The organism is Candidatus Arsenophonus phytopathogenicus, from assembly GCF_056113345.1.
Genome location: NZ_JBUIOB010000017.1, coordinates 1,497,922 through 1,517,644 on the forward strand (window position 1 = coordinate 1,497,922; position 19,723 = coordinate 1,517,644).

General features: G+C 41.0%; 32 protein-coding genes and 1 pseudogene. 24 read left to right on the forward strand and 9 right to left on the reverse strand.

Translation table 11 applies throughout. From position 1 onward, the window contains the following. Positions 1 to 10: 10 nt before the first annotated feature. The 4 genes and pseudogenes from AC01GB_RS11370 to AC01GB_RS11385 form a co-directional block, all read right to left on the reverse strand. Complete coding sequence (locus AC01GB_RS11370; protein ID WP_474451888.1) at positions 11 to 775, reverse strand: BRO-N domain-containing protein; 765 nt, start codon at positions 773 to 775, stop codon at positions 11 to 13. Between the two features lie 287 nt (positions 776 to 1,062). After that, positions 1,063 to 1,689 carry a KilA-N domain-containing protein gene (locus AC01GB_RS11375; protein WP_474451889.1) on the reverse strand — a complete coding sequence of 209 codons (627 nt, stop codon included), beginning with the start codon at positions 1,687 to 1,689 and terminating at the stop codon, positions 1,063 to 1,065. A 35-nt stretch (positions 1,690 to 1,724) separates the two neighbouring features. Next, positions 1,725 to 1,859 (reverse strand): annotated as a pseudogene (locus AC01GB_RS11380) (ATPase); the annotation flags it as partial. Further along, complete coding sequence (locus AC01GB_RS11385; RefSeq protein WP_488656430.1) at positions 1,856 to 2,485, reverse strand: HORMA-1 domain-containing protein; 630 nt, start codon at positions 2,483 to 2,485, stop codon at positions 1,856 to 1,858. The gene AC01GB_RS11385 and the pseudogene AC01GB_RS11380, both read right to left, overlap by 4 nt. Before the next feature lie 303 nt (positions 2,486 to 2,788). Between AC01GB_RS11385 and AC01GB_RS11390 the strand changes: the two genes are divergently transcribed. Then, entirely contained in the window at positions 2,789 to 3,292 is a 504-nt protein-coding gene (locus tag AC01GB_RS11390; RefSeq protein WP_474451890.1) for a hypothetical protein, read from the forward strand. 171 nt (positions 3,293 to 3,463) lie between these two features. Here the strand turns inward: AC01GB_RS11390 and AC01GB_RS11395 are convergent, their stop codons facing one another. From AC01GB_RS11395 to AC01GB_RS11405, 3 genes are all read right to left on the reverse strand, one after another. Beyond that, positions 3,464 to 3,721, reverse strand: a complete 258-nt coding sequence (locus AC01GB_RS11395) for a hypothetical protein (protein WP_474449787.1) — start codon at positions 3,719 to 3,721, stop codon at positions 3,464 to 3,466. A 39-nt stretch (positions 3,722 to 3,760) separates the two neighbouring features. Further along, positions 3,761 to 4,102: a transcriptional antitermination N peptide gene (locus AC01GB_RS11400; RefSeq protein WP_474449924.1), complete on the reverse strand. Its 342-nt coding sequence runs from the start codon at positions 4,100 to 4,102 to the stop codon at positions 3,761 to 3,763. Positions 4,103 to 4,553: 451 nt separating this feature from the next. Then, the gene (locus AC01GB_RS11405; protein ID WP_474451891.1) at positions 4,554 to 5,024 is read right to left on the reverse strand and encodes a hypothetical protein; all 471 of its coding nucleotides are present in this window, start codon (positions 5,022 to 5,024) and stop codon (positions 4,554 to 4,556) included. Between the two features lie 137 nt (positions 5,025 to 5,161). On the opposite strand from AC01GB_RS11405, the gene AC01GB_RS11410 reads away from it, so the two are divergent. Continuing rightward, the gene (locus AC01GB_RS11410; RefSeq protein WP_474451892.1) at positions 5,162 to 5,404 is read left to right on the forward strand and encodes a transcriptional regulator; all 243 of its coding nucleotides are present in this window, start codon (positions 5,162 to 5,164) and stop codon (positions 5,402 to 5,404) included. Between the two features lie 165 nt (positions 5,405 to 5,569). Here AC01GB_RS11410 and AC01GB_RS11415 read toward each other — a convergent pair whose 3' ends face one another. Then, positions 5,570 to 5,881: a hypothetical protein gene (locus tag AC01GB_RS11415; protein WP_474451893.1), complete on the reverse strand. Its 312-nt coding sequence runs from the start codon at positions 5,879 to 5,881 to the stop codon at positions 5,570 to 5,572. 406 nt (positions 5,882 to 6,287) lie between these two features. Further along, positions 6,288 to 6,683, reverse strand: coding sequence for a helix-turn-helix domain-containing protein (locus AC01GB_RS11420; protein WP_474451894.1), 396 nt, complete (start codon positions 6,681 to 6,683; stop codon positions 6,288 to 6,290). A gap of 136 nt (positions 6,684 to 6,819) precedes the next feature. Between AC01GB_RS11420 and AC01GB_RS11425 the strand changes: the two genes are divergently transcribed. The 22 genes from AC01GB_RS11425 (at position 6,820) to AC01GB_RS11530 (ending at position 19,722) form a co-directional block, all read left to right on the forward strand. Then, positions 6,820 to 7,056 (forward strand): YdaS family helix-turn-helix protein, encoded by a 237-nt coding sequence (locus tag AC01GB_RS11425; protein WP_474451895.1) that lies wholly within the window; start codon positions 6,820 to 6,822, stop codon positions 7,054 to 7,056. 107 nt (positions 7,057 to 7,163) lie between these two features. After that, a complete protein-coding gene (locus AC01GB_RS11430; protein ID WP_474451896.1) occupies positions 7,164 to 7,529 on the forward strand; it encodes a hypothetical protein in 366 nt (121 codons plus the stop codon). A gap of 72 nt (positions 7,530 to 7,601) precedes the next feature. After that, positions 7,602 to 7,769 (forward strand): hypothetical protein, encoded by a 168-nt coding sequence (locus tag AC01GB_RS11435; RefSeq protein ID WP_474451897.1) that lies wholly within the window; start codon positions 7,602 to 7,604, stop codon positions 7,767 to 7,769. Further along, on the forward strand, positions 7,766 to 8,770 hold the full coding sequence (locus tag AC01GB_RS11440) for a replication protein (protein WP_474451898.1): 1,005 nt from the start codon (positions 7,766 to 7,768) through the stop codon (positions 8,768 to 8,770). The genes AC01GB_RS11435 and AC01GB_RS11440 overlap by 4 nt, the downstream gene beginning before the upstream one ends. A gap of 117 nt (positions 8,771 to 8,887) precedes the next feature. Beyond that, positions 8,888 to 10,774, forward strand: coding sequence for a toprim domain-containing protein (locus tag AC01GB_RS11445; protein ID WP_474452391.1), 1,887 nt, complete (start codon positions 8,888 to 8,890; stop codon positions 10,772 to 10,774). Positions 10,775 to 10,998: 224 nt separating this feature from the next. Then, positions 10,999 to 11,361, forward strand: a complete 363-nt coding sequence (locus AC01GB_RS11450) for a helix-turn-helix domain-containing protein (RefSeq protein WP_474449801.1) — start codon at positions 10,999 to 11,001, stop codon at positions 11,359 to 11,361. Positions 11,362 to 11,377: 16 nt separating this feature from the next. After that, a complete protein-coding gene (locus tag AC01GB_RS11455; RefSeq protein ID WP_474451899.1) occupies positions 11,378 to 11,944 on the forward strand; it encodes an ImmA/IrrE family metallo-endopeptidase in 567 nt (188 codons plus the stop codon). Positions 11,945 to 12,074: 130 nt separating this feature from the next. Beyond that, the gene (locus AC01GB_RS11460) at positions 12,075 to 12,278 is read left to right on the forward strand and encodes a hypothetical protein (RefSeq protein ID WP_474451900.1); all 204 of its coding nucleotides are present in this window, start codon (positions 12,075 to 12,077) and stop codon (positions 12,276 to 12,278) included. A gap of 95 nt (positions 12,279 to 12,373) precedes the next feature. After that, a complete protein-coding gene (locus tag AC01GB_RS11465; protein WP_474451901.1) occupies positions 12,374 to 12,616 on the forward strand; it encodes a DUF1187 family protein in 243 nt (80 codons plus the stop codon). A gap of 16 nt (positions 12,617 to 12,632) precedes the next feature. Next, positions 12,633 to 13,064 (forward strand): recombination protein NinB, encoded by a 432-nt coding sequence (locus AC01GB_RS11470; RefSeq protein ID WP_474452392.1) that lies wholly within the window; start codon positions 12,633 to 12,635, stop codon positions 13,062 to 13,064. Positions 13,065 to 13,075: 11 nt separating this feature from the next. Beyond that, positions 13,076 to 13,735 (forward strand): metallophosphoesterase, encoded by a 660-nt coding sequence (locus AC01GB_RS11475; RefSeq protein ID WP_474449712.1) that lies wholly within the window; start codon positions 13,076 to 13,078, stop codon positions 13,733 to 13,735. Between the two features lie 76 nt (positions 13,736 to 13,811). Further along, complete coding sequence (locus AC01GB_RS11480) at positions 13,812 to 14,168, forward strand: RusA family crossover junction endodeoxyribonuclease (RefSeq protein WP_474449935.1); 357 nt, start codon at positions 13,812 to 13,814, stop codon at positions 14,166 to 14,168. Between the two features lie 67 nt (positions 14,169 to 14,235). Then, a complete protein-coding gene (locus AC01GB_RS11485; protein ID WP_474449709.1) occupies positions 14,236 to 14,583 on the forward strand; it encodes an antiterminator Q family protein in 348 nt (115 codons plus the stop codon). Between the two features lie 352 nt (positions 14,584 to 14,935). After that, a complete protein-coding gene (gene ypfJ, locus AC01GB_RS11490) occupies positions 14,936 to 15,865 on the forward strand; it encodes a KPN_02809 family neutral zinc metallopeptidase (protein ID WP_474451902.1) in 930 nt (309 codons plus the stop codon). After that, complete coding sequence (locus tag AC01GB_RS11495; RefSeq protein WP_474450299.1) at positions 15,862 to 16,614, forward strand: endonuclease; 753 nt, start codon at positions 15,862 to 15,864, stop codon at positions 16,612 to 16,614. Before ypfJ ends, AC01GB_RS11495 begins: the two co-directional genes overlap by 4 nt. Next, positions 16,614 to 16,991, forward strand: a complete 378-nt coding sequence (locus AC01GB_RS11500) for a phage holin, lambda family (RefSeq protein WP_474450330.1) — start codon at positions 16,614 to 16,616, stop codon at positions 16,989 to 16,991. The genes AC01GB_RS11495 and AC01GB_RS11500 overlap by 1 nt, the downstream gene beginning before the upstream one ends. Then, positions 16,957 to 17,382 (forward strand): lysozyme, encoded by a 426-nt coding sequence (locus AC01GB_RS11505; RefSeq protein WP_474449986.1) that lies wholly within the window; start codon positions 16,957 to 16,959, stop codon positions 17,380 to 17,382. Before AC01GB_RS11500 ends, AC01GB_RS11505 begins: the two co-directional genes overlap by 35 nt. A 59-nt stretch (positions 17,383 to 17,441) precedes the next feature. Continuing rightward, positions 17,442 to 17,825, forward strand: a complete 384-nt coding sequence (locus tag AC01GB_RS11510; RefSeq protein ID WP_474451903.1) for a lysis protein — start codon at positions 17,442 to 17,444, stop codon at positions 17,823 to 17,825. Between the two features lie 177 nt (positions 17,826 to 18,002). Beyond that, complete coding sequence (locus tag AC01GB_RS11515; protein ID WP_474451904.1) at positions 18,003 to 18,254, forward strand: hypothetical protein; 252 nt, start codon at positions 18,003 to 18,005, stop codon at positions 18,252 to 18,254. Between the two features lie 142 nt (positions 18,255 to 18,396). Next, the gene (locus tag AC01GB_RS11520) at positions 18,397 to 18,741 is read left to right on the forward strand and encodes a BRO-N domain-containing protein (RefSeq protein WP_474451905.1); all 345 of its coding nucleotides are present in this window, start codon (positions 18,397 to 18,399) and stop codon (positions 18,739 to 18,741) included. A gap of 250 nt (positions 18,742 to 18,991) precedes the next feature. Next, positions 18,992 to 19,195 carry a hypothetical protein gene (locus tag AC01GB_RS11525; protein WP_474451906.1) on the forward strand — a complete coding sequence of 68 codons (204 nt, stop codon included), beginning with the start codon at positions 18,992 to 18,994 and terminating at the stop codon, positions 19,193 to 19,195. Positions 19,196 to 19,209: 14 nt separating this feature from the next. After that, positions 19,210 to 19,722: a terminase small subunit gene (locus AC01GB_RS11530; RefSeq protein ID WP_474451907.1), complete on the forward strand. Its 513-nt coding sequence runs from the start codon at positions 19,210 to 19,212 to the stop codon at positions 19,720 to 19,722. Position 19,723: the final 1 nt, after the last annotated feature.

Below are 19,723 nucleotides of genomic sequence, written 5' to 3' on the forward strand. Positions count from 1 at the left end.
TTAGGATTATTTAGTTACGTTGGAGGAAATGGGTGAGTTCCGCTTTATGCCAGTTTGATAGCGCACCATTTAGCATTAGCTGATTATCCTGTGTAGCCTGAGATAACAAAGTTTCTATCTCAGCAATAACTTTATCGGCATTTTCACGTTTGCGGATAATACGTTTAATCGCTGTTTTTTCTGCATCAGCTATTTTATCTTGAAGCTCTTCCGTTACATGCCAAATACGCTCGCATTCCGAAGCGATAGAAGGAACTAGCCGTACTTCCATCGGATAAGGTGAGGGAATGCCTGTGACTTCTCTTAACGCATACCAGATAGCATTATTCCATGCATCTCTGAAACGAAAGTTTTGCGTCATGAGTGCAATGATACGGGCGAGATGTTGGGTATCTTTATTACTGAACTTTTCGTGCGCTTCCTGTTGGGGTTGGTATTTAGGGTTAGCTGTTTGGTTATCGAGAATATTCAGCACCCATTTTCTAAATTCTTTCGCTACTGGCGTATTGGCGAACATGGCGATTAGGTGTGCACCACGTAAGGAGAATATACGGGTCTTTTTGTGCTGTAACCCATTGATTTTACCGCTGACGGTCAAATTGACCGTCTGTGTCATACATGATGTAAATTCGTCTTTATTACGGTTAAATATTTTGGTAACAGAGTCAATTTGTTGATACTGCAAAGCTCTAGCAAGTTCAGTAGAAGTAAACCAAATTTGGTTTTTATGAGAAATAGTTTCAAGAGCAGTATTGCGGAAAACTAAAGTAGTCATAGTAATGATTTCCTTTGAATTTTAGGACAATCACCACCTTTGAGGTCAATCTTGGGTGGCGAACTGAACGAGGTTGACCTTACCGGCGTCAAAGGAGGTCTCCGGCGAGCCTTTCGGCTCCCCCATCCAGCCCACCATTGATTCTTGATATGGTAGACTGACGCATAAAAAAACACGCTTACGGCGTGCTATGCGCCTTTGACTATTACCAGGAGGTCAAACCCGACATCTGATTTATCAGATGCAAGTAAACTATAGCGCATGATTTCTTCTTTCGTCAATGGTTATTATGCTGCAATCCCGTTCATCATTACACCTAACAATCTAGGGAACTGGTTATCATAGAAATGAGGTTGAGTCTGCCGGGGATTGTTAGGGTCAGTCAGATTTTTGCCAAACTGTAATCCCTTTTCTGTCAGTGACCAAAATAATTTTTCCTTATCAGGATGTTTACTGCTAGGGCGCGATTTACGCTCAGCAAGTCCTAGCAGTTGTAGCCGCCGATAACCAGATTGTGCCGTATAGGGTTTGCCATGAAGCAATAAAAGCTCCGTGAAAGAATGCGTCACTTCGCTTGAACCCGTTAAACTCCCCTCTGACGCATCAACAGCGTAAGCTGGCAATATATCCGGCATACCAAGGGACGATTGTAGTTTCTTCATTGCACCAAGTAGACCAGAAGGGGCGATCCGCAGCTCCTGCTTGTAAAAAGCGATCATGGCTAAGCCTGCGTGTACTTTATCAGTTAGCGGTTGGATAGGTGTAGAAATAACTTCATCAAAAGTACGAATAACTTTAAGATTAAAAGCTGCACTAATCCACATGGCGTATGCGTAAACTAGTTCTTTCGCAACGTAGGTTCCCTGCTCTGTACCTCCTTTAATAACCGATGGGGGAATTCCACCATCGCTCACGAATTGAGCAACTAATTCCTGAGTCTTATCATTGGCAAGCCCAATATTTTTGATAATCCAGCTTTTTGCTCATCAAGACCAACTAAACGAGCCAGTCGCTCCTGAGGATCGAAATCAGGGAAGTTAATGCGTCGCTCAAACAATTCATCAAGAGATGGTTTTACATTCATACAAAATTCCTTACGCTAGTGCGAGTGAGGGAGCAACCTCCAGCTGAATAAGTCTTATCATTCTCAAGGTAACCATTAATCCCTGGAGTCTGGGCACTGACTCGTTCAAATGGTAAATCTTTCAGTGCATTATCTTTTTCAGATTGGGTGGCATTATGATATTTCGAGCTGTAAGTCATGAAACTAAAAAAAGATGCCCCCGATACATCTTTTCCTGGCCGGATTTTTCCAGGATCATCATCCGTACCTGAACCAAGCAAATCTCCAGCTGTATAACGAAGAGTCGGTTCAATCCAGTTATTATTTTTCTTAAAACCGTACGTCACTTGTCCCAAATATCCTGCCTTGAAAAACACTACCAGTTCTGCTTCATACAGTTCAATTTGAGCATCACTGGGACAACCATAAAAGCGACTCATTCGTCGCAAGTCAGTAGCTACTTTAGCGGCCATATGACGGGCATGGGTTACGCTGAAAGTTTGTGTTTCCATGTCGTCGTCATTCCATATATCAATGCTGCTTAAGTATATTGAGTCGCTTAAATCACGACTGCCGTTAGTCACCCCAACCAGATTGCCCATATTTGGGTGCTTTGCCGTGACAATGCGTGGATTATCCAATCTCATGATGTGTACTCCCTCGTTAACATTTACTGAAAAGGTAGGATGTGTGCCAAGTGCCTCTCGGTGTCCGCTTACAGTCATCACGGACGGGTAAACACAATCAAACTATATTTAGCTATTGAATAGATAATTTATAGTGTGTTGACTGTCCCACGAGCGCATAGCCGCATTCACACATCCTGAAAATTATTGATTGCCTGATTATTTAGCCACCTCAGGCGGCAGTGGTTTGCGTATTTACCACAACACACAAAACAGGTTATTATGTGCTCACCACAACACATGAAAAAAGGAATGACATGCTCAATGACACCAATTAAAGAGAGGCATTTAATGCTAATTCGAGAATTAAATAATCCTGATAGCCCCATGCAGCCAATAAGCACTGAGAAATTTGACTTTTTAGAGGAAAAGATAGGCACTAATCAATTAGCATTAGATCTAAATTATTTGATTGAAATTGGTCTTGTTAAAAAAGGTGCAGTTGTTTTAGGTCATAATAATTATTCATTATTTTATGTTGAGCATATGGCTTTAACTGCTAAAGGTTTTGATTACGCCAATACCGATACTATCGGCAGTGACCTAAACGCCGTTACAATTAAAATACACAAAAATACTCTTGAGCAAATTGAAACAATTATCAGATCGGCTAATTTAGCTGAACCAGAAAAGCAAACGCTTTTAAAACTAGTGAAAGAAAAAGGCGCAGAATCTGTTGTAGGCAAATGTGTTGATACTTTGTTTGCTAATGCTGGTACAGTGACTAAAGTTCTTTCTGAATTAGCTAAAAGTCAATTTAACTCTTAATTGATTTTATTGCCTGATTATTTTGCCACTTCAGGCGGCAGTGGTTCTTCACATTCCCCAACGTGAAGGAATCGGTTATAATTTAATCTTCCCAACGTGAGAAGGATTTATGTGACGATGCTTTATTTTTTAATTTAGTTATATTTGATTTTATATTACTTGAGCTAACTGTCATTTCAGTTCCTTGTTTTTTAAGGCCCAATTTAATACATCATAAAGAAGCCATTTTTTAGATAGTATCTGAACACCATCGTTACAAACAGGTTTAGGGAAGTCTTTTTCTAACATTATTTTATCTTTAAGCGCAATATAATTAACGCCAAGTATCGATGATAGATAGGATAGATTACATTCAATTTTGTTATTTTTAAGCATGAATAGTAGAGCATTTATGAATATTTCATCTTTAACTATATAATTTTTTCTCATATGAGACCTCGAAACTAATTAAGTATATGACGTATAATCTTAACAATTAGCGGTTACTCCAAAGTTTGATTTAGGTTTATTGTTAAACCGTCTAGAAGTGTACAAAGCTGCAATAGGAAGACAGCAGTTATCAAATGCGTCATAAACTTTAGTAGGACGAATTGATATTGCTATTTCAACACGACTCATCACTTTTCTTTTTAGAGAAAGAACAGGGCGTTTAGTGTTTGGTGTAGTTTGTTGCTGAGAGGGTTTACCTGGATTTAAGGCTGCTTTCAATGCCATATTAAGTGCTTTGTTATATTCATAAGCTGCTTGCCTGGCTCTTCTACGCTCATGTCGACGACTACGAGCATTATCATAACCATGAAAGTTACACATATTACCTCCTACAATGGGTTTTGGTGGTGTGTGCCGGAGGTGTCCGGATTATATTTACAGTCATATTGGTAGTTCCCTGGTGTTGGTTTTAACTTAATGACTGTATTTTGGTTATTTCACACACCCTAAAACCGACTGTTTGGGTGTTTTATGGTTCGCTTTTTCAGCGAAAGGGTGTTAAAGAGCGGTACTGCTTAACTGTCGTCACTTGCCTTCATGTTCATATGCCTCAGGCTGGCTACTTGGCAACGTCTGGCTAGGCTTAAGATAACTCGTGGTATTGTCTGGCGTTTGCCTGTTACAGTGAGTTGATGTATGAAATATAGCGAAACGCTAATTATTTGTCAATAGCGATATGCTATTTAATTGATGGGGTGTTATAAAAAGAGAGGATTTCATTTATAAAATATGGTGTTCTTAAGTAAGTAATTTTCCATCAGACCATACAAGTTTAAGCTTTCCTTGTTTTTCTGATTTCATAGTTTTTTCTTTTTGTTACCCATTTATAAGCTTTTAATTCAAGAGAGTCTATATAAGCTCTGGCATCACTATCTACCCATCCAGGGTGGGAATTGAGATCATCCTTATGTAAGATAAAATCTACAACAGATTTTATAGCATCATCTGCTGATTCGTATGCATCCCAAGGATTAATTTTTTGTTGTTGTGGGGTGGATGAAATGTGTTTTTCATGATCTAAAGAACCAACTTCAAGACCTAGCTTTTCTTCAATCTCTCTTGCTAGAGGTGATCCCATATTTCTAGGATTACGGCTTTTACTATCTGTTGCTTGATTTTTTATTTGAGATAGAGTCGCATCTGTTTTAGCTCTATCAAGTGCGATATTTAGATTTGCAATTGATTTATACTGTTGAATCAACTCAATAAGCCATTCTCTTCTAATTTCTTCGATCGTTTTCATATCATCTATAAAGTCTATTTTTATTTATTTTATTAAATAGCAATACGCTAAATATTAAAATTGGTGAAATGCTATTGACTAATAATAGCGTTACGCTATTATTAGTTTGATTTTAAAATTACAAGAACGATTACTGTATGGATTTGAAGACATATACAACTCAAAAACGTGGAAGAACCATATATCTTGGTCGAGAACTTGGAGTGGCTCAAGCATTAGTATCTCAGTGGTCTAATAAAGTTCGCCCTGTTCCGGTCAAACGCTGTCTTGAAATTGAAAAAGCAACGTTTGGTGAAGTGCTCTGTGAAGATTTACGACCTGATATTGATTGGTCATATTTACGTGGAACAAATCCATTGAAACTAAAATTAGGTAGTTAATATTTTTAATAAAAATTTATTTGCAATCTAAAAACCACCGTTCTTTAACAACCTGGCCTCCCTGAAATTGGGAGATTTCAAATTCCCAGCCCATCGGGAGGGATAACTATTATCTGAAACTTATGGAATTAAGTGTAGAACAGGATTGCTGCAAAGACTATCAAATTATTTCGTCTGTATGATATTTGATTTGCTTGTGTTTGAGTATTTTCTTACAGAATAGAGATAAGTATTAGGTAAGCAACAGTTATCAAATGAAGGCTGAGGCTTTTTGTCTTTTAGATTGAGAGTGAGTGATGCAATAGTATTAACGGTCTCATCTTGCTTGTTAAATATGGAATCAAGTATTTGTTCTGTAGAACGGGGCTTAGGTTTCGCTTCGTATTCAGCGCGTTTCCTATCCCAGAATGCCATTTGTTTTGCCAGGCGACGAGATTTAGCATTGTCTTTTTTAGGTTTAAAGATAATGGTTGCCATTTTGTTCCTCCTAAATAAGTTTTAGTGGTGTGTGCCGAATGTTTTCGGTTTGTATGCACAGTCTGTTTATTCCCTGGTGTAGAAACGAGATTTGACTGTTTTGTTATATTCACACACCCCAAAACTCACTTGGTGGTGTTGCTCTAACGCTTATTCAGAGCTTGATTCCAATATGTTAAAGAGCGAAATGACTTAGTTACTGATGACTACACTTGCCTTCATGTTCGTACGCCTCGGGCTGGCTACTTAGCAACGTCTGGCAAAGTTTCAGATAACTCATGGTATTGTCTGGCTTTTGCCTGTTGCAGTGAGTTTATAGAGTTAATTTAACAACAAATAATTGTTTATGTCAACAGTATTTTCTTGTTATTTTAGGCGAGGAAAATTGGGGGAGATAGGTTTTGACTTAAAACGTCTGGTGTTTTTTTGATTCGTGCTTAACTTTTAACTCTTCAAACAGAGTTCTATAGTAATCTGTCTTATCTTTTAACTCACTCATAACTTTTACTACTTCTTTTTCTGGTAGCTCATATATCAGTGATAAAATTTGTTGACCCCGTTTATCAGTATTAAACCTATTTGAATTTTCAATTGAGGATACTTCCTCATCTTTTTCGGGTAAACGATAAAACCAATCAATATCATATCCTGTTACTTCGGATAATTTATCTAAGCTTGCTGGTTTTGGTGTGCTTTTCCCTGATATCCACTGTTGTACTGTTTGTTGTGTCACACCAATTTTTTGGGCGAGTTCACGCTGACTCCAATTTTTATCCTTAAGGAGCTTGCTGATTCGGTACATTGATATCTCAATAGCTGTAAGTTTCATATATAACATTATACAAGATCATCTTGTAAACCTATTAAATAAGAATTTATTGTTGAAATTAACAATATTTTCTTGTATTTTAGTTTTGGATTTTAAAAGAGGTTTTGACATGGAAAGACAGACAAAAGAAAAAATTATGTCAAGGTATACCCAAGCTGAAATAGCTAACTATTTTGGTTGTAAACAACAGTCTGTAGCCCAATGGTTTTCTAGAACTATACCCTCTAAAAGAGTTATTCCTCTTTGCGAGATGTTGAAATGGAATATAACACCACACCAGCTACGCCCTGATATTTACCCAAATCCAACAGATGGTATCCCTGCTAATAAGCAAAATACTCTCTGAGTAACCCCGTTCTTTAACATTTTGACTCGCTCTGAATAAGCGTTAGAGCCACCACAACCTCATAGGAATATCGAGGTAGGGAATTTTATTACTTAAGGATTATAACCATGGAATATTCAAATACTATCAAAATCACCTGCAAACCTGAGCATTTAGAATCTTACTTCTACCAGAAGATGGCTTCGGAAGGCGGTAATAACGGGTTTGCCAAATCACTCGGGATTCACCCCTCAACAGCGAGTCGGGATAAAACCAGAATCTTTAAATTAGCCTGTCAGGTGGTCTCAGAATACGGCTTGCCAAGGCATGTGGTGAGTGTGCCTGATTCATCGACACAGGAGGTTGTTATTACGAATATATCAGGAGAAGAAATACGCAAGCTGATTGATATGTTGGAGCACTTAAGATGGCCAAAAAAAGAAGCTCCAGAGTTAAAAAACAATGGAGCTTGCAAATATCATATCGAACTTTGAGTTTAGTTAGTATTTCAAGGAGAAGGGAAACAGCGAATTTCCCTTTTTTCTTTCAATTTCAACGAGGTCATTATGCCAAAAAAACGCCGATTTTACCAGTCAAATATCCATAAAAACATTATTCGAGAGAGAGTCAATCGCTCTTTCACGGAGTTAGCCGCCAAGAAGCTAAAAGCCGCATTTGAAGATGCAAAATTAAGGCTTAAACATCGTCAAGAATCAATTAGAGGTAATCAATGAAACATCTTATTCCAACAGAAACTGTTAACCAAATTGGTCGTTTAAATCTGTCTGGTAATGTTATCCCTGCTAACTGGTGGCATCACATCAAAATGCCAAGTGGAAAACCTGATAGCACCGCTATTGTTTTACTGTCTGAAATTATTTACTGGTTCCGTCCATCTGAAATAAGAGACGAATGTACGGGTGAACTGAAAGGATGGCGCAAGCGTTTTCAGGGTGACAAATTACAGCGTAGTTATCAATCTTTTGCTGATCAGTTCGGATTTACAAAACGAGAAGTGACTGATGCTTTAAAACGATTGAAATCGCAAGGCATTATTACACTTGAACTTCGTACAATTAATACTTCAACCGGAGCTTGTTGTAATGTTCTGTTTATTGAACCTGTTCCTGCACGCATTGATGAGATAACTAACGTTACACAATTGGTTAATAGTCAGCCAGAATCAGAGTCATTTTCTGTAACACCCCCTACGGCTAAACGTGATAGGGGTTACGTTGAAACGGAATACCCCCTACGAAAAAACGTAACACCCCCTACGGCTAAACGTGATACGTATACAGAGATTACTACAGAGATTACTACAAAGAATAAAAACATATTGATCGAACCCGTTCGATCTGAGGTTGAAAAAACAGAATCTGAAATTGCAAAACCAAATCAAAATAAAATTGATTTAGCGTTTGAAGGCATATTCTGGCCACAGGTTCAGCGCAAAGTGGGTAAGCAATCAGCTATGTCAGCATTTAAAACTCAATTCAGGTTGTGGCGGAAAGAGACAGGTGAGACACCGGAACAGTTTGCTGAATTTCTTGTAGCTGATATTCGTTCGAGGTTACAGGCTAAACAGTTTGGCTTTGAAAAGTTACATCCTGCCACTTACCTCAATGGCAAACGTTGGCTGGATGATAAACCAGTAATACAATCTCATCAGTCAAAGCCTCAAGCAACAACCACGTCAACGTTTACCGTTAGTAACGGCCTGGTATTTTTCTAACAAAATCATCATGAAATCAATTATCAAATCAATACTCATCCGTGGGTACAACTACGGCTGGCTAAGTGCTGGCATTGTGCAATACGGGTTTGACAAATTTAATCTGAGGGAAGCATGATTACCATTACGGAATTATCTGAGCGCTTGTGGCTTGATGTTGTCAGAGTGGCTAAATATCTCTTACCTGAAGGCAAAAAAGAGGGTCATGAGTGGGTGGCTGGCTCGGTGCATGGTGAGCAGGGTAAAAGTTTAAAAGTTAATCTCTCTGGCAAAAAGGTTTGGTCAGATTTTGCAGAGGGAACAGGGGGGGATTTACTGGATTTGTGGGTTCAGGTCAGGGACTGTAGTTTGCATCAGGCGATGGCAGAGGCAAAACAGTTTCTTGGAATAGCGGATGAATCGGGTGCATTCGAAGCAAAACGGAAAAAACAGTTTAAACGTCCACAACCCGCATCACTGAAAAAAACTGTCCGTAAACCACAAGACTGTTACGAATATCTTGAAACACGAGGCATAGACCGCAAAACGGCAGAAGAATTTCAGGTCAGTGATGGGATTGTCTGGTCACCTGAAGATAACAGGGAATTACCCGCTATAGCGTTCCCTTACAAGCGAGAAGGCGAGCTGATGCAGGTTAAGCGTATTAGCACAGTAAGACCTAATGGGAAGAAAGTTATTTCAGTTGAAGCGGATTGTGAACCGTGCTTGTTCGGCTGGCAAGCGCTACCTAAAGCAACCCGTGCAGTCATATTGTGCGAGGGTGAAATTGATTGCATGAGTTATCACCAGTACGGGTTGAGTGCGTTATCGGTTCCTTTTGGTGGAGGCGGTGGAGCCAAACAACAGTGGATTGAGTATGAATTTCATAATCTTGACCGCTTTACTGAAGTCTGGTTGTCGATGGACAATGACGAAGTGGGACAACAGGCAGCCCTGGAAATCGCCCGTCGATTAGGAGAATATCGGTGTCGTTTGGTTAAACTGCCCCACAAGGACATCAACGAATGTTTACAGGCTGGTATGACGCAACAGGAAATTGTACACTACCTTGAAACAGCAGCTTATTTTGACCCTGAAGAACTCTGCACAGCGCGAGATTTCTATCAAAGCACGCTTGATGCATTCTACGGCAAAGAGGAATATTTGTTCAAGACACCTTGGGAGTCATTAAATCGTCATTTTAGTTATCGCGAATCTGAGTTAACGCTACTTAATGGAGTCAATGGGCACGGTAAGAGTGAAATTTTAGGGCATATTCTGTGTGAAGCGATGCGTCAGGAAATCAGAGCCTGTGTTGCTTCGTTTGAGTTAAAACCCGCAACGTTTCTAAAGCGTCTAACCCGTCAGGCAACATGCACTAGATTACCTTCAGAATTAGAAATTGAGTCCGCTTTTAAGTTTTATGATGACAGGCTCTGGTTATTTGGCTTAACAGGGACAGCGAAATCATCTCGATTACTGGAAATCTTCAGATATGCAAACCGCCGATATGGTATCAATCTGTTTATCATTGACAGCCTGATGAAGTGTGGGCTTGCAGATGATGATTACAACGGGCAAAAAGCCTTCATGGATGCATTGTGTGATTTCAAAAACAAAACTTCAAGTCATGTTATCTTGGTGACACACAGCCGTAAATCGGAAAGTGAAGAGAAACCCACAGGGAAAATGGACGTAAAAGGCTCAGGCTCAATCACTGACCTTGCCGATAACCTTTTCATCATCTGGCGAAATAAACGCAGAGAAAGGGCATTACAGAAGCTAGAGGCCAGTCAACTATTAACTGAAAAAGAGCAGGAGTATTTAAAAGAGCCCGCTTCCATATTGTGTTTAGAAAAGCAAAGAAATGGGGAAGGATGGGAAGGAAAAATTTCATTGTATCTGGACAAGCAAGCGCATCAATTTTTAGCAGAAGAAAATACAAGCCCTTATAATTACATCGCCAACATGCCAAACAGTGACTATGACCAGGTTTGGATGAACAACAATGTATCTAGAGATTAACCCCAGCTTCAACATCTTCAAATAATCAGGACCCCCAATGAAATACCAAATCGAAGCAACCATTGTTAAAAATGGTGGCGAACCTGTTCATTTTAACTTTAATGAAAGATTAGTTAAATAGAAATTAATTAACAGAATTTAGTTGATTATTTTTTTTAATGTAAACATAATGACGTGTGAGTATAAATAATTTTTACTCAACTGGTTAGATTAGAGGTTAAATTATGTTAACACCGTTTGGTAAAATTGTAAGAATAATGCGTATGGATTTAGGTATTAACTTGAAATGCATGGCTGAATCTATTGGTATGACATCTTCTTATCTTTCCTCAATCGAAACGGGCAAAAGAGCTATTACGCCGCAAATTTTAGATAATATTGTCTCATACCTTGCTAAAAATGAAGAAGAGTCGATCAACCTGAGAAAGGCAGCAAGAGATTCCCAGCAATCGGTGGAGATAAGTTTGTCTGGCAAAAGTACCAATGCAAGAAAGGCCGCTATGTCTTTCGCTAGAAAGTTTGATGACTTAAACGAAGATGATTTTGCTAGACTTTTAAATTTACTTAATAGGAATAAACACAAGTAATAGGGAGATTCAAACTTTGAGCGGTTCTGTATACAAAGTGCCTATCTTGAGCCGAATGGAAATTCGTAACTTCACAGATACAATTAGACAAAAGGTAAAAATTTCAGGTTTGTATTTTCCTGTTATGGAAATATTAGAGTTTGCCATGCCTAAAATTGAAGAGGACTTTATTCTTGAAATTAGAACTATATTTGAAATGAAAAATAACCATGGGCTAACAATTCCTTCTGAGAAAAAAATCATTCTTCGGGAAGATGTTTATCATGGAGCGTTAAATGAAATAGGAAGAGACAGAATGACAGTAGCGCATGAATTAGGTCATTATTTTTTGCATAAAGATATATCTTTTGCCAGGTCCTATGATGTAGCAACGTTAAAGCCTTATGAAAGCAGCGAATGGCAAGCTAATTGCTTTGGCGGTGAGTTGTTGATTCCGGCATCGCATGCCAGGCAATTGTTTGAAATGACAATTGAAGAGATTGCCTTTGAATGTGGTGTATCAACCACTGCGGCAAATATACAGATGAATGAGATAAGAAAAAGCTATCATAATCAAAAAGACCCTCTAGGCGGTTACCTCTAGGGTCTTTTTAAGTGATGGTTCTAGGAGACATCACACCTTAAGAATATACTTCAATCATTCAAACTGAAAATAGCACTTTCAGTGAAGGAGTTCAAGGTAAAAATCTTTCCTGGTAAGGAGGTGTTTATGTATGGAACTTCGTTGTATTACGAAAAAAGCTGCTCCGAAAGGTTTTCGTTGGCAGTTTTGTCGATACCGTAAAGTTCGGGGCAAGTCAGAGAAAATTCTTGATGCCTACGAGTATGGTTATCGAATCTTGGGTCTTTTTAGTTCGTTGTTAGTAAATCAAAGAGAGGTGTTATGCCTCTCTTTTTGTAACACTCTATTTTATTAATTTTGACAGCCAGTAATCAGGTCAAACGTTTGTTTACAACAAACAACACACCGCGTTTAAATATCAACTCAAACATATGAATTAAACAAACAATTATGAAATACCAAATCGAAGCAACCATTGTTAAGAATGGTGGCGAACCTGTTCATTGGTATCGCTTTAGCGACAAAGCACTATCAGAACAGGATTGCCTGAAAATGTTATCCCAGCCGCCCATGTTCAAAATGCAATTTAGCGAGACAGGTTACTACTGGACTGTTGACAGTGGAAAGGCTGGAAAGCGTGGCAAATGGCCAAAAGTGTCAATAGAAAATTTCAAGTGCATAAAAATGAGATAATAGGCAGGAGGCGCATCTGGAAGACAAACTACTCTTCCACGAATCAACGAAACAATCCGTCTGGCAAACACTAAAAGCTGTTCTTGCAACAAAACAACCGCATCAACTCATTATCAAGCCTTACCGAAAAAACCGTTCACTTTCACAAAATGCACTTTTTCACCTGTGGACAGGGGAGATAAGCAAGTATTTGTGTGCCAACAACGCTAATTACACACCAGAGCAAGTGAAGGAAATGTTGAAACATACATTCTTAGGCTATGAAGTGGTCGAGCGTATTGATGTGACCACACAGGAGCCAGAGCGCGTCAGAACGCTCAGGAGGACATCAAAGCTTGATACGGGGGAAATGCATGTCTTTATGCAAAAAGTGGAATGCTGGGCGATTGGCATCGGTTTTTTCGTGACAATACCGGAAAGCTCGGAGTATATGAAATTAAAAAAGTAGCAGGATAAATAATGACAACTTTAAACGATGCAGTTTATCAGCGAATCGATGGTGATCAATATCGTCACATTTATGCCGTAGGTGACTTGCATGGCTGCTATGCGTTACTAATGGAAAAAATACAACATTTTGATTTTGATGAAGAAAAAGATTTGATTATATCTGTTGGTGATTTAATAGATAGGGGTGATCAGAATGTTGAGTGTCTTGATCTATTAAATGAGAAATGGTTTAAGGCAGTTCGTGGTAATCATGAAGAAATGGCTATTAATGCATTGAAAACAGGCGATCTTGACGGTTGGATATATAACGGTGGCCAATGGTTTTTTATGCTTGATTATGAACAGGAAATATTAGCAAAGACATGTTTAAAATTAGCCGAAAAATTACCTCTCATTATTGAATTAAATGTTAATAACAAAAAAATAATCATTGCTCATGCTGACTATCCTGATGATGAATATGAATTTGGAAGGGATATTAATGAAATCGATGTTGTCTGGAGCAGGGATAGAATTAGCAAAAGGGAAAGTAGAGAAATTAAAGGCGCTGACCTTTTTATATTCGGGCATACTCCATTAATTAAAGGTTCTTGGCGTAGAAGCAATCAAGAATACATAGATACAGGGGCAGTATTTGGTAACGAACTGACATTAAAGAAAATAAAATGAATGCGTTATTAATAATATCTCTCGTTGTTTTCTGCATTATTTTTTGGTTATTAATCGCATTTGGAAACTTATAATATTGGAAAAATTTAAAATCACCGTTCCTTTCCCTCCTTCCGTAAATCACTACTGGTATCACGCAAAACACAAACACTTCATCACCGCAAAAGGGAGATTATACCGCCAGTCGGTAGTTGCAGAAATCCTGCATCAAAAGCTTTGTAAGCGATTATCGCAACGTTTAGGGGTTGAGATAGGGGTGTATCCACCTGACCGTCGTAAGCGAGATTTAGATAACCTGATGAAAGCACCGATTGATGCACTCTGTCATGGCGGGTTGATAATTGATGATGCTCAGATAGATGTGTTGCACGTTGAGCGAAAGGAAATCATTAAGGGCGGGAAACTGGTTATCACCATTTGGGAATTAGCGTAATCAAGAAACCAACATTCAACGCAGGGCATTAAGACCATGCCTCTATTCACATTTTGCCGGAGGGGAGATGAGCAGGCACGTAAAAGATTTACTGGAAGCATGGGGAAACTGGAGCATGACCCGCATTGGAACCGAGTACAAAGGTATGTCTACCATTGCTCCTGTTAAATTCGACGATGACAGACCCTGGTTAAGTGATGAGGAAGGTGAAATTGTTGATAAAGCAGTAGCAGGATTGAAGAAATATGACATCGATGGATACAATATCATTTGCTTACATTATCAGCATCATATTTCATGCCGGATGATAGCTAAAAACTGGAAGAAAAGACCGGATTATATCACTGCGTACATGGGTAGGGCTGAATCCTACATAGCTGGCACGGTTCACACTCTCCTTAAAGCAACAAAGTAAAATGCTTGACTGTCCGTACATCCGTACAGTATTATATGTTATAGTAGAGCAGAGCTATTGAGTTAGCGCTTAAACATATATTAGAGCCTCGCTTTTTGCGGGGTTTTCTTTTTGGTTGTGTTGTTACCCAAATAGTTATATCTTGTTTGTGCACTACTTTTTATAAGCTCGTAGGGTACATAAGGTAAATAAGGCAGTAGTGCATAGCCCCATGTGAAAGCGTGGGGTTTTTCATTTACGCCACCGCAATACTCCCAAATTAAATACCTAAAACGAGTAAGGCGGCTGGCTACCGTTCTGTTTTTAAAGAGGTCGCTCAGGCGGCCTTTTTTATTGATTTAAAGGGGCATAAATGCACTGGAAAGAGAGACGGGAAAGTGAGCAGGTGGAAGACCGGCGTGACAATCAAAAAGCACAGGAAGAGAATGACAACCTGGTAGAAGTGCGGGGGCGACGGAAGAAAAAAGCAAAGAAAAGGAAACCAAAATATAAACCGCTATTAGCAGAAGGTTTTGTGTTTTCACACTGGCGTGGATGGGCCTGGCTGGCTGTTATCCTGGTGTTGTTACTGGGTGGCTATCGTTGGGCTTTTGCGGCATCTGAACAGGTGAGCGCGCCGTCATCGGTCAATCGTTTTGTGGATGAGAACGAGGCCGCTAAGTTCACCTCTGTCATTCTGGCATCAACTGAAGATGCCTGGCGGAAGATTTTTGCTGAGGGAGGCGGTCATTACCGATTGCCGAAACTGGTGATATATCGGGGAGAGACAGAGACAGGCTGCGGCACGGGCTATACCCTGATAGGGCCCTTTTATTGCCCTGCTGACCGCACTATCTATATCGACCTGTCATTTTATGACGAGATGAAAAACAGACTGGGGGCAGACGGTAAATTTGCCTTTGGTTATGTGATAGCCCATGAAGTGGGGCATCATATCCAACACCTGCGGGGTGTCTTGAAAAAAGTAGACCTGGCACAGGCGAATATGTCAAGACAATCGGCCAATAAGTTATCGGTAAAGCTGGAATTGCAGGCGGACTGCTACGCGGGGGTATGGGGGCATTTTGTGCAGCAGGCAGGCTGGCTGGAGATGGGCGATTTGGATGACGCGCTCAATGCGGCCAAAGCGATTGGGGATGACCGGCTACAGAGGGAAGGTCATGGACGGGTGGTTCCCGAGACGTTCACGCACGGGACATCGGCACAGCGTCATGACTGGTTTAAGCGGGGTTTTGATAGCGGTGATCCAAAACAATGTAATACCTTCAAGGAGATACGATGATTATCAGACAACATTGGGTAATCGGTATCCTGTGCTTGTTGAGTGTGTTAAGCACACCCGCTCAGGCGACTAAGCCGGTTAATACCCCGAAGAGTTTCAGTGAAGCGAAATGGGTTTCCCGTCAGGCCGTTTACCACGACCTCAATCAGGGTGCAGGTGGCACCCTCTATTGTGGCTGTGACTGGCAGTGGACAGGAAAAAACGGGGGTCGAATTGACCTTGAAAGTTGTGGTCAGGCGGTCAGACGGGAAGTTCACCGTCATCGTGCACAGCGGATTGAGTGGGAGCATATCGTGCCGGCGTCGGTATTCGGTCAGGCGTTTGGCTGTAAAGAAAAAGGCGGCCGAAAAGGCTGCCGTCAAGAAGACCCGGAATTTCGAAAAGCGGAAGGCGATTTGCACAATCTGGCACCGGAGTCAGGTGAAGTGAATAACGACCGGGGTAATATGCCCTATGGCGAAGCCGGGCAGGTCCCTTTTGTTTACGGGCAGTGTCAGAGCCGTCCGGATTTTAAACAGCGGGTTTTTGAACCGCGCGATGATGTCAAGGGACTCGTCGCCCGGGTCTGGTTTTATATGTCAGACCGGTATGGTTTTGTAATACCCCCTGAGCAGCAAGCAATTTTAATGCAGTGGGACAGGCAATATCCCCCCGATGCGCGTGAACGCGAACGTGACCGGCGTATTGCGGCGATTACCGGTGTGCACAATCCGTTTGTGACGGGTGAAAAGGCATGGAAAAAACGATAATGGAAAAGTTCACTGGGGCATGGGAGAGCGTTTGCGCTTTCCTGGCGTCGATTAAAGAGCAGGGCGTGGGCGCAACGCTGGCGTTTCTGATGGCGTGGCTGCGCGGGCGATATCAGGAGAAGAAATGGCGCAAGACCCTGATTGATGCCACGATATGCGCGATTATTGCGTGGTTTGCGCGTGACCTGCTGGCACTTTTCGGGTTAAGTGCGGGTCTGGTCTATCTGGCCAGTGTCTTCATCGGTTACCTTGGCACTGATTTTCTGGGGGAGGCATTAACGGACTCACTGCCTTTTCGGGGGTTGAGGTTGTCGGTCAAAAAACCGGACACAAGGAAAAAAAATGACAACCAGCGACGCAGGGGTAAGTCGGATTAAACAGTTTGAGGGGTGTCGTCTGCGGGCTTATCGCTGTCCGGCCGGACGCTGGACGATTGGCTATGGGCATACGCAGGGGGTGACGGAACGGATGACAATTTCACCGTCACAGGCGGAACGCTTTTTAACCGATGACCTCGAGCAGACAGAGGACGTGATTAACCGGTGTGTGTGGGTCACGCTGACCCAACTCCAGTTTGATGCGCTGGTATCACTGGTCTTTAACATCGGTGAGGAAGCATTCGCGACCTCGACCCTGTTAACAAAACTCAATGCGGGCGATGTTGCGGGCGCGGCGAATGAATTTAACCGCTGGGTCTATGCGGACGGAAAAAAACTGACTGGACTGGTCAGACGGCGAGCGGCGGAACGGGAGAGGTTTTTGTCATGATGCGGGGAACAGTGATGGCGTCCTGCTGGTTGTGATAACGGTGCTGTCTGATTGGCCTGATGCATTATCGCGCAGAGTCCAGCCTCTGGCAGATGAAAGCGGAGCATGCCCGGCAACAGGCGGAAAAAACCGAACATCATATACAGACCCAACGTATTCAGCTTGACCAGCTGGCCGAGATGGACAAAAAACATTATCAGGAATTAACGCATGCGAGACAGACGATTGAGGCACTCAGGCTTGATGTTGCTCGGGGTTTTAAGCGGTTGCGGGTCAATGCCACCTGCCCCAAAGAGTCCGGTGCCGCCGGCGTGGATGATGGCACCGCCCCCCGACTTACAGCAGACGCTGAACAGGCTTATTACACCTTACGAGAACAGATTGCTACAGTCACCGCCCAAACCTTAGGGCTTCAGGGTTACGTCAACACACAGTGTCATTGAATCGGTCATTGGCACATTCAAATCTTAATAATCATTGCGTCCCACATGCGCAACTAATCCAAACATCGAACCCGTTATTTAGGAATGAGCCTTTGAGGTAATCAGTTTTGCTGATGTCACTTCGATGGGCTGATTTCCTATGTGGCAAAGGTTCATTACCTAAGTAAGGAAGACATCATGAATCATGTATTAACATTTAAAACCCACAATATTGTTCCCTTTAATAACGGTGACGGAAAAATCTGGTTCACTAATAAACAGCTATCTATCTTACTAGAATACAAGGACGAATCTTCTATTACTCGCATTTTCAACAGGAATAAAGATGAGTTTACTAATGAGATGTCAGGGACGGTCAATTTGACCGAGAGTAATGAAAACAATGAAATATCTGTCAATCAATTGTTAATTGGCACATTCAAATCTTAATAATCACTGCGCCCTCACCGCGCATTAATCAAACACAGAACCTTACAGAAAGTCGAGCCTGAGAATTGCCGTTTAAAATGGTACTTTTCTGTGGGCGGCTTTTCTGTGTGAGCAGGTTCGATTTTCTATAAGGAAAAGTACGATGAATAGCGTTTTAACTTTTAAAGAAAAAAGTATCATTCCCTTTGATAAGGGAGATAACAAAATTTGGTTTACAAGTAAACAAGTAGCTGAATTGCTGGCTTATTCGAAGACTAAATCGGTAACGAATTTATACAATGCTAATGCTGATGAATTTACTTCTGCGATGACCGAGGTCATCGCAACAGTGACCTCGAATAAATCAAAGCGAGGGGCCAATCTTCAAACTAAAGTACGTTTATTTTCTCTTCGCGGTCTTCACTTATTAGGTATGCTTGCTGATACGCCAGTTGCTAAAGAGATACGTAAATGGGTACTGGATTTAGATAGAAAAAGAAGAGATTGATAAAACAACTCTTAGCCTCTGTTCGATATTGAATGAATTGAAGGATCATTAACCATTGGCGAGATGCAAAACCGATCTGGTTGCGGCGAATAAATGGTCTTTTGACAATTTTGGTAGAAAAGGCAGTGACTTAATGAATTTACGTAAGCGTCATCTGAATAAGATTACGTAAAGCTGAGAAAACCATTTTGTCACTTTCTCAACTAACGCTGCCTGGATTTGAAGACCCTGCAAATGGAGAAAGTCAAGCATGACCCCCGAACAATTCATCGAAATCAATATCAAGGCCGAGTTATTAAAGCTCGGCTTTTCTTCATCAATAGCAGCAATGGCAACAAGTGAAGCGATCCGCTATTACCGCAAACAGCCAGCTAGCAGAAGAGGCAAGATGATATCGGATTGTCTCAATCAGGCTAAACGATGGGCGAAGAGTGCAGCTAAACATAAACATTAATTGAGGTAGATGTTATGACTCTCACAAACAAGCAGGAGGCCTTTTGTCGAGAGTACCTGATTGATTTAAACGCGACGCAGGCAGCAATTAGAGCCGGGTACAGTGAAAAAACTGCAAAAGATATCGCATGTCAAAACTTAGCAAAACTCAACATTCAAAAACGCATCCAAACCCTCATGGAAGAACGCAAGAATCGCATTGAGGTTAATGCTGACTACGTGCTTAAGCGACTGGTTGATATCGACCAGATGGATGTATTGGATATTCTTAACGAATCAGGCGATTTAAGACCGATTAAAGACTGGCCTAAAGTGTGGCGAACAACATTAAGCGGTTTGGACATTGCAGTCATACGAGTTGATGGCGCAGAAGCATTGCTCAAAAAAATAAAGTGGCCGGATAAAATCAAAAACCTTGAGTTGTTAGGTAAACATGTTTCTGTTCAGGCTTTCCGAGATCAAATAAAAAATGAACATGATATAGTTGGAACGCTATCTGATCTCATGGATGACCTGTCGAAAGGATAAC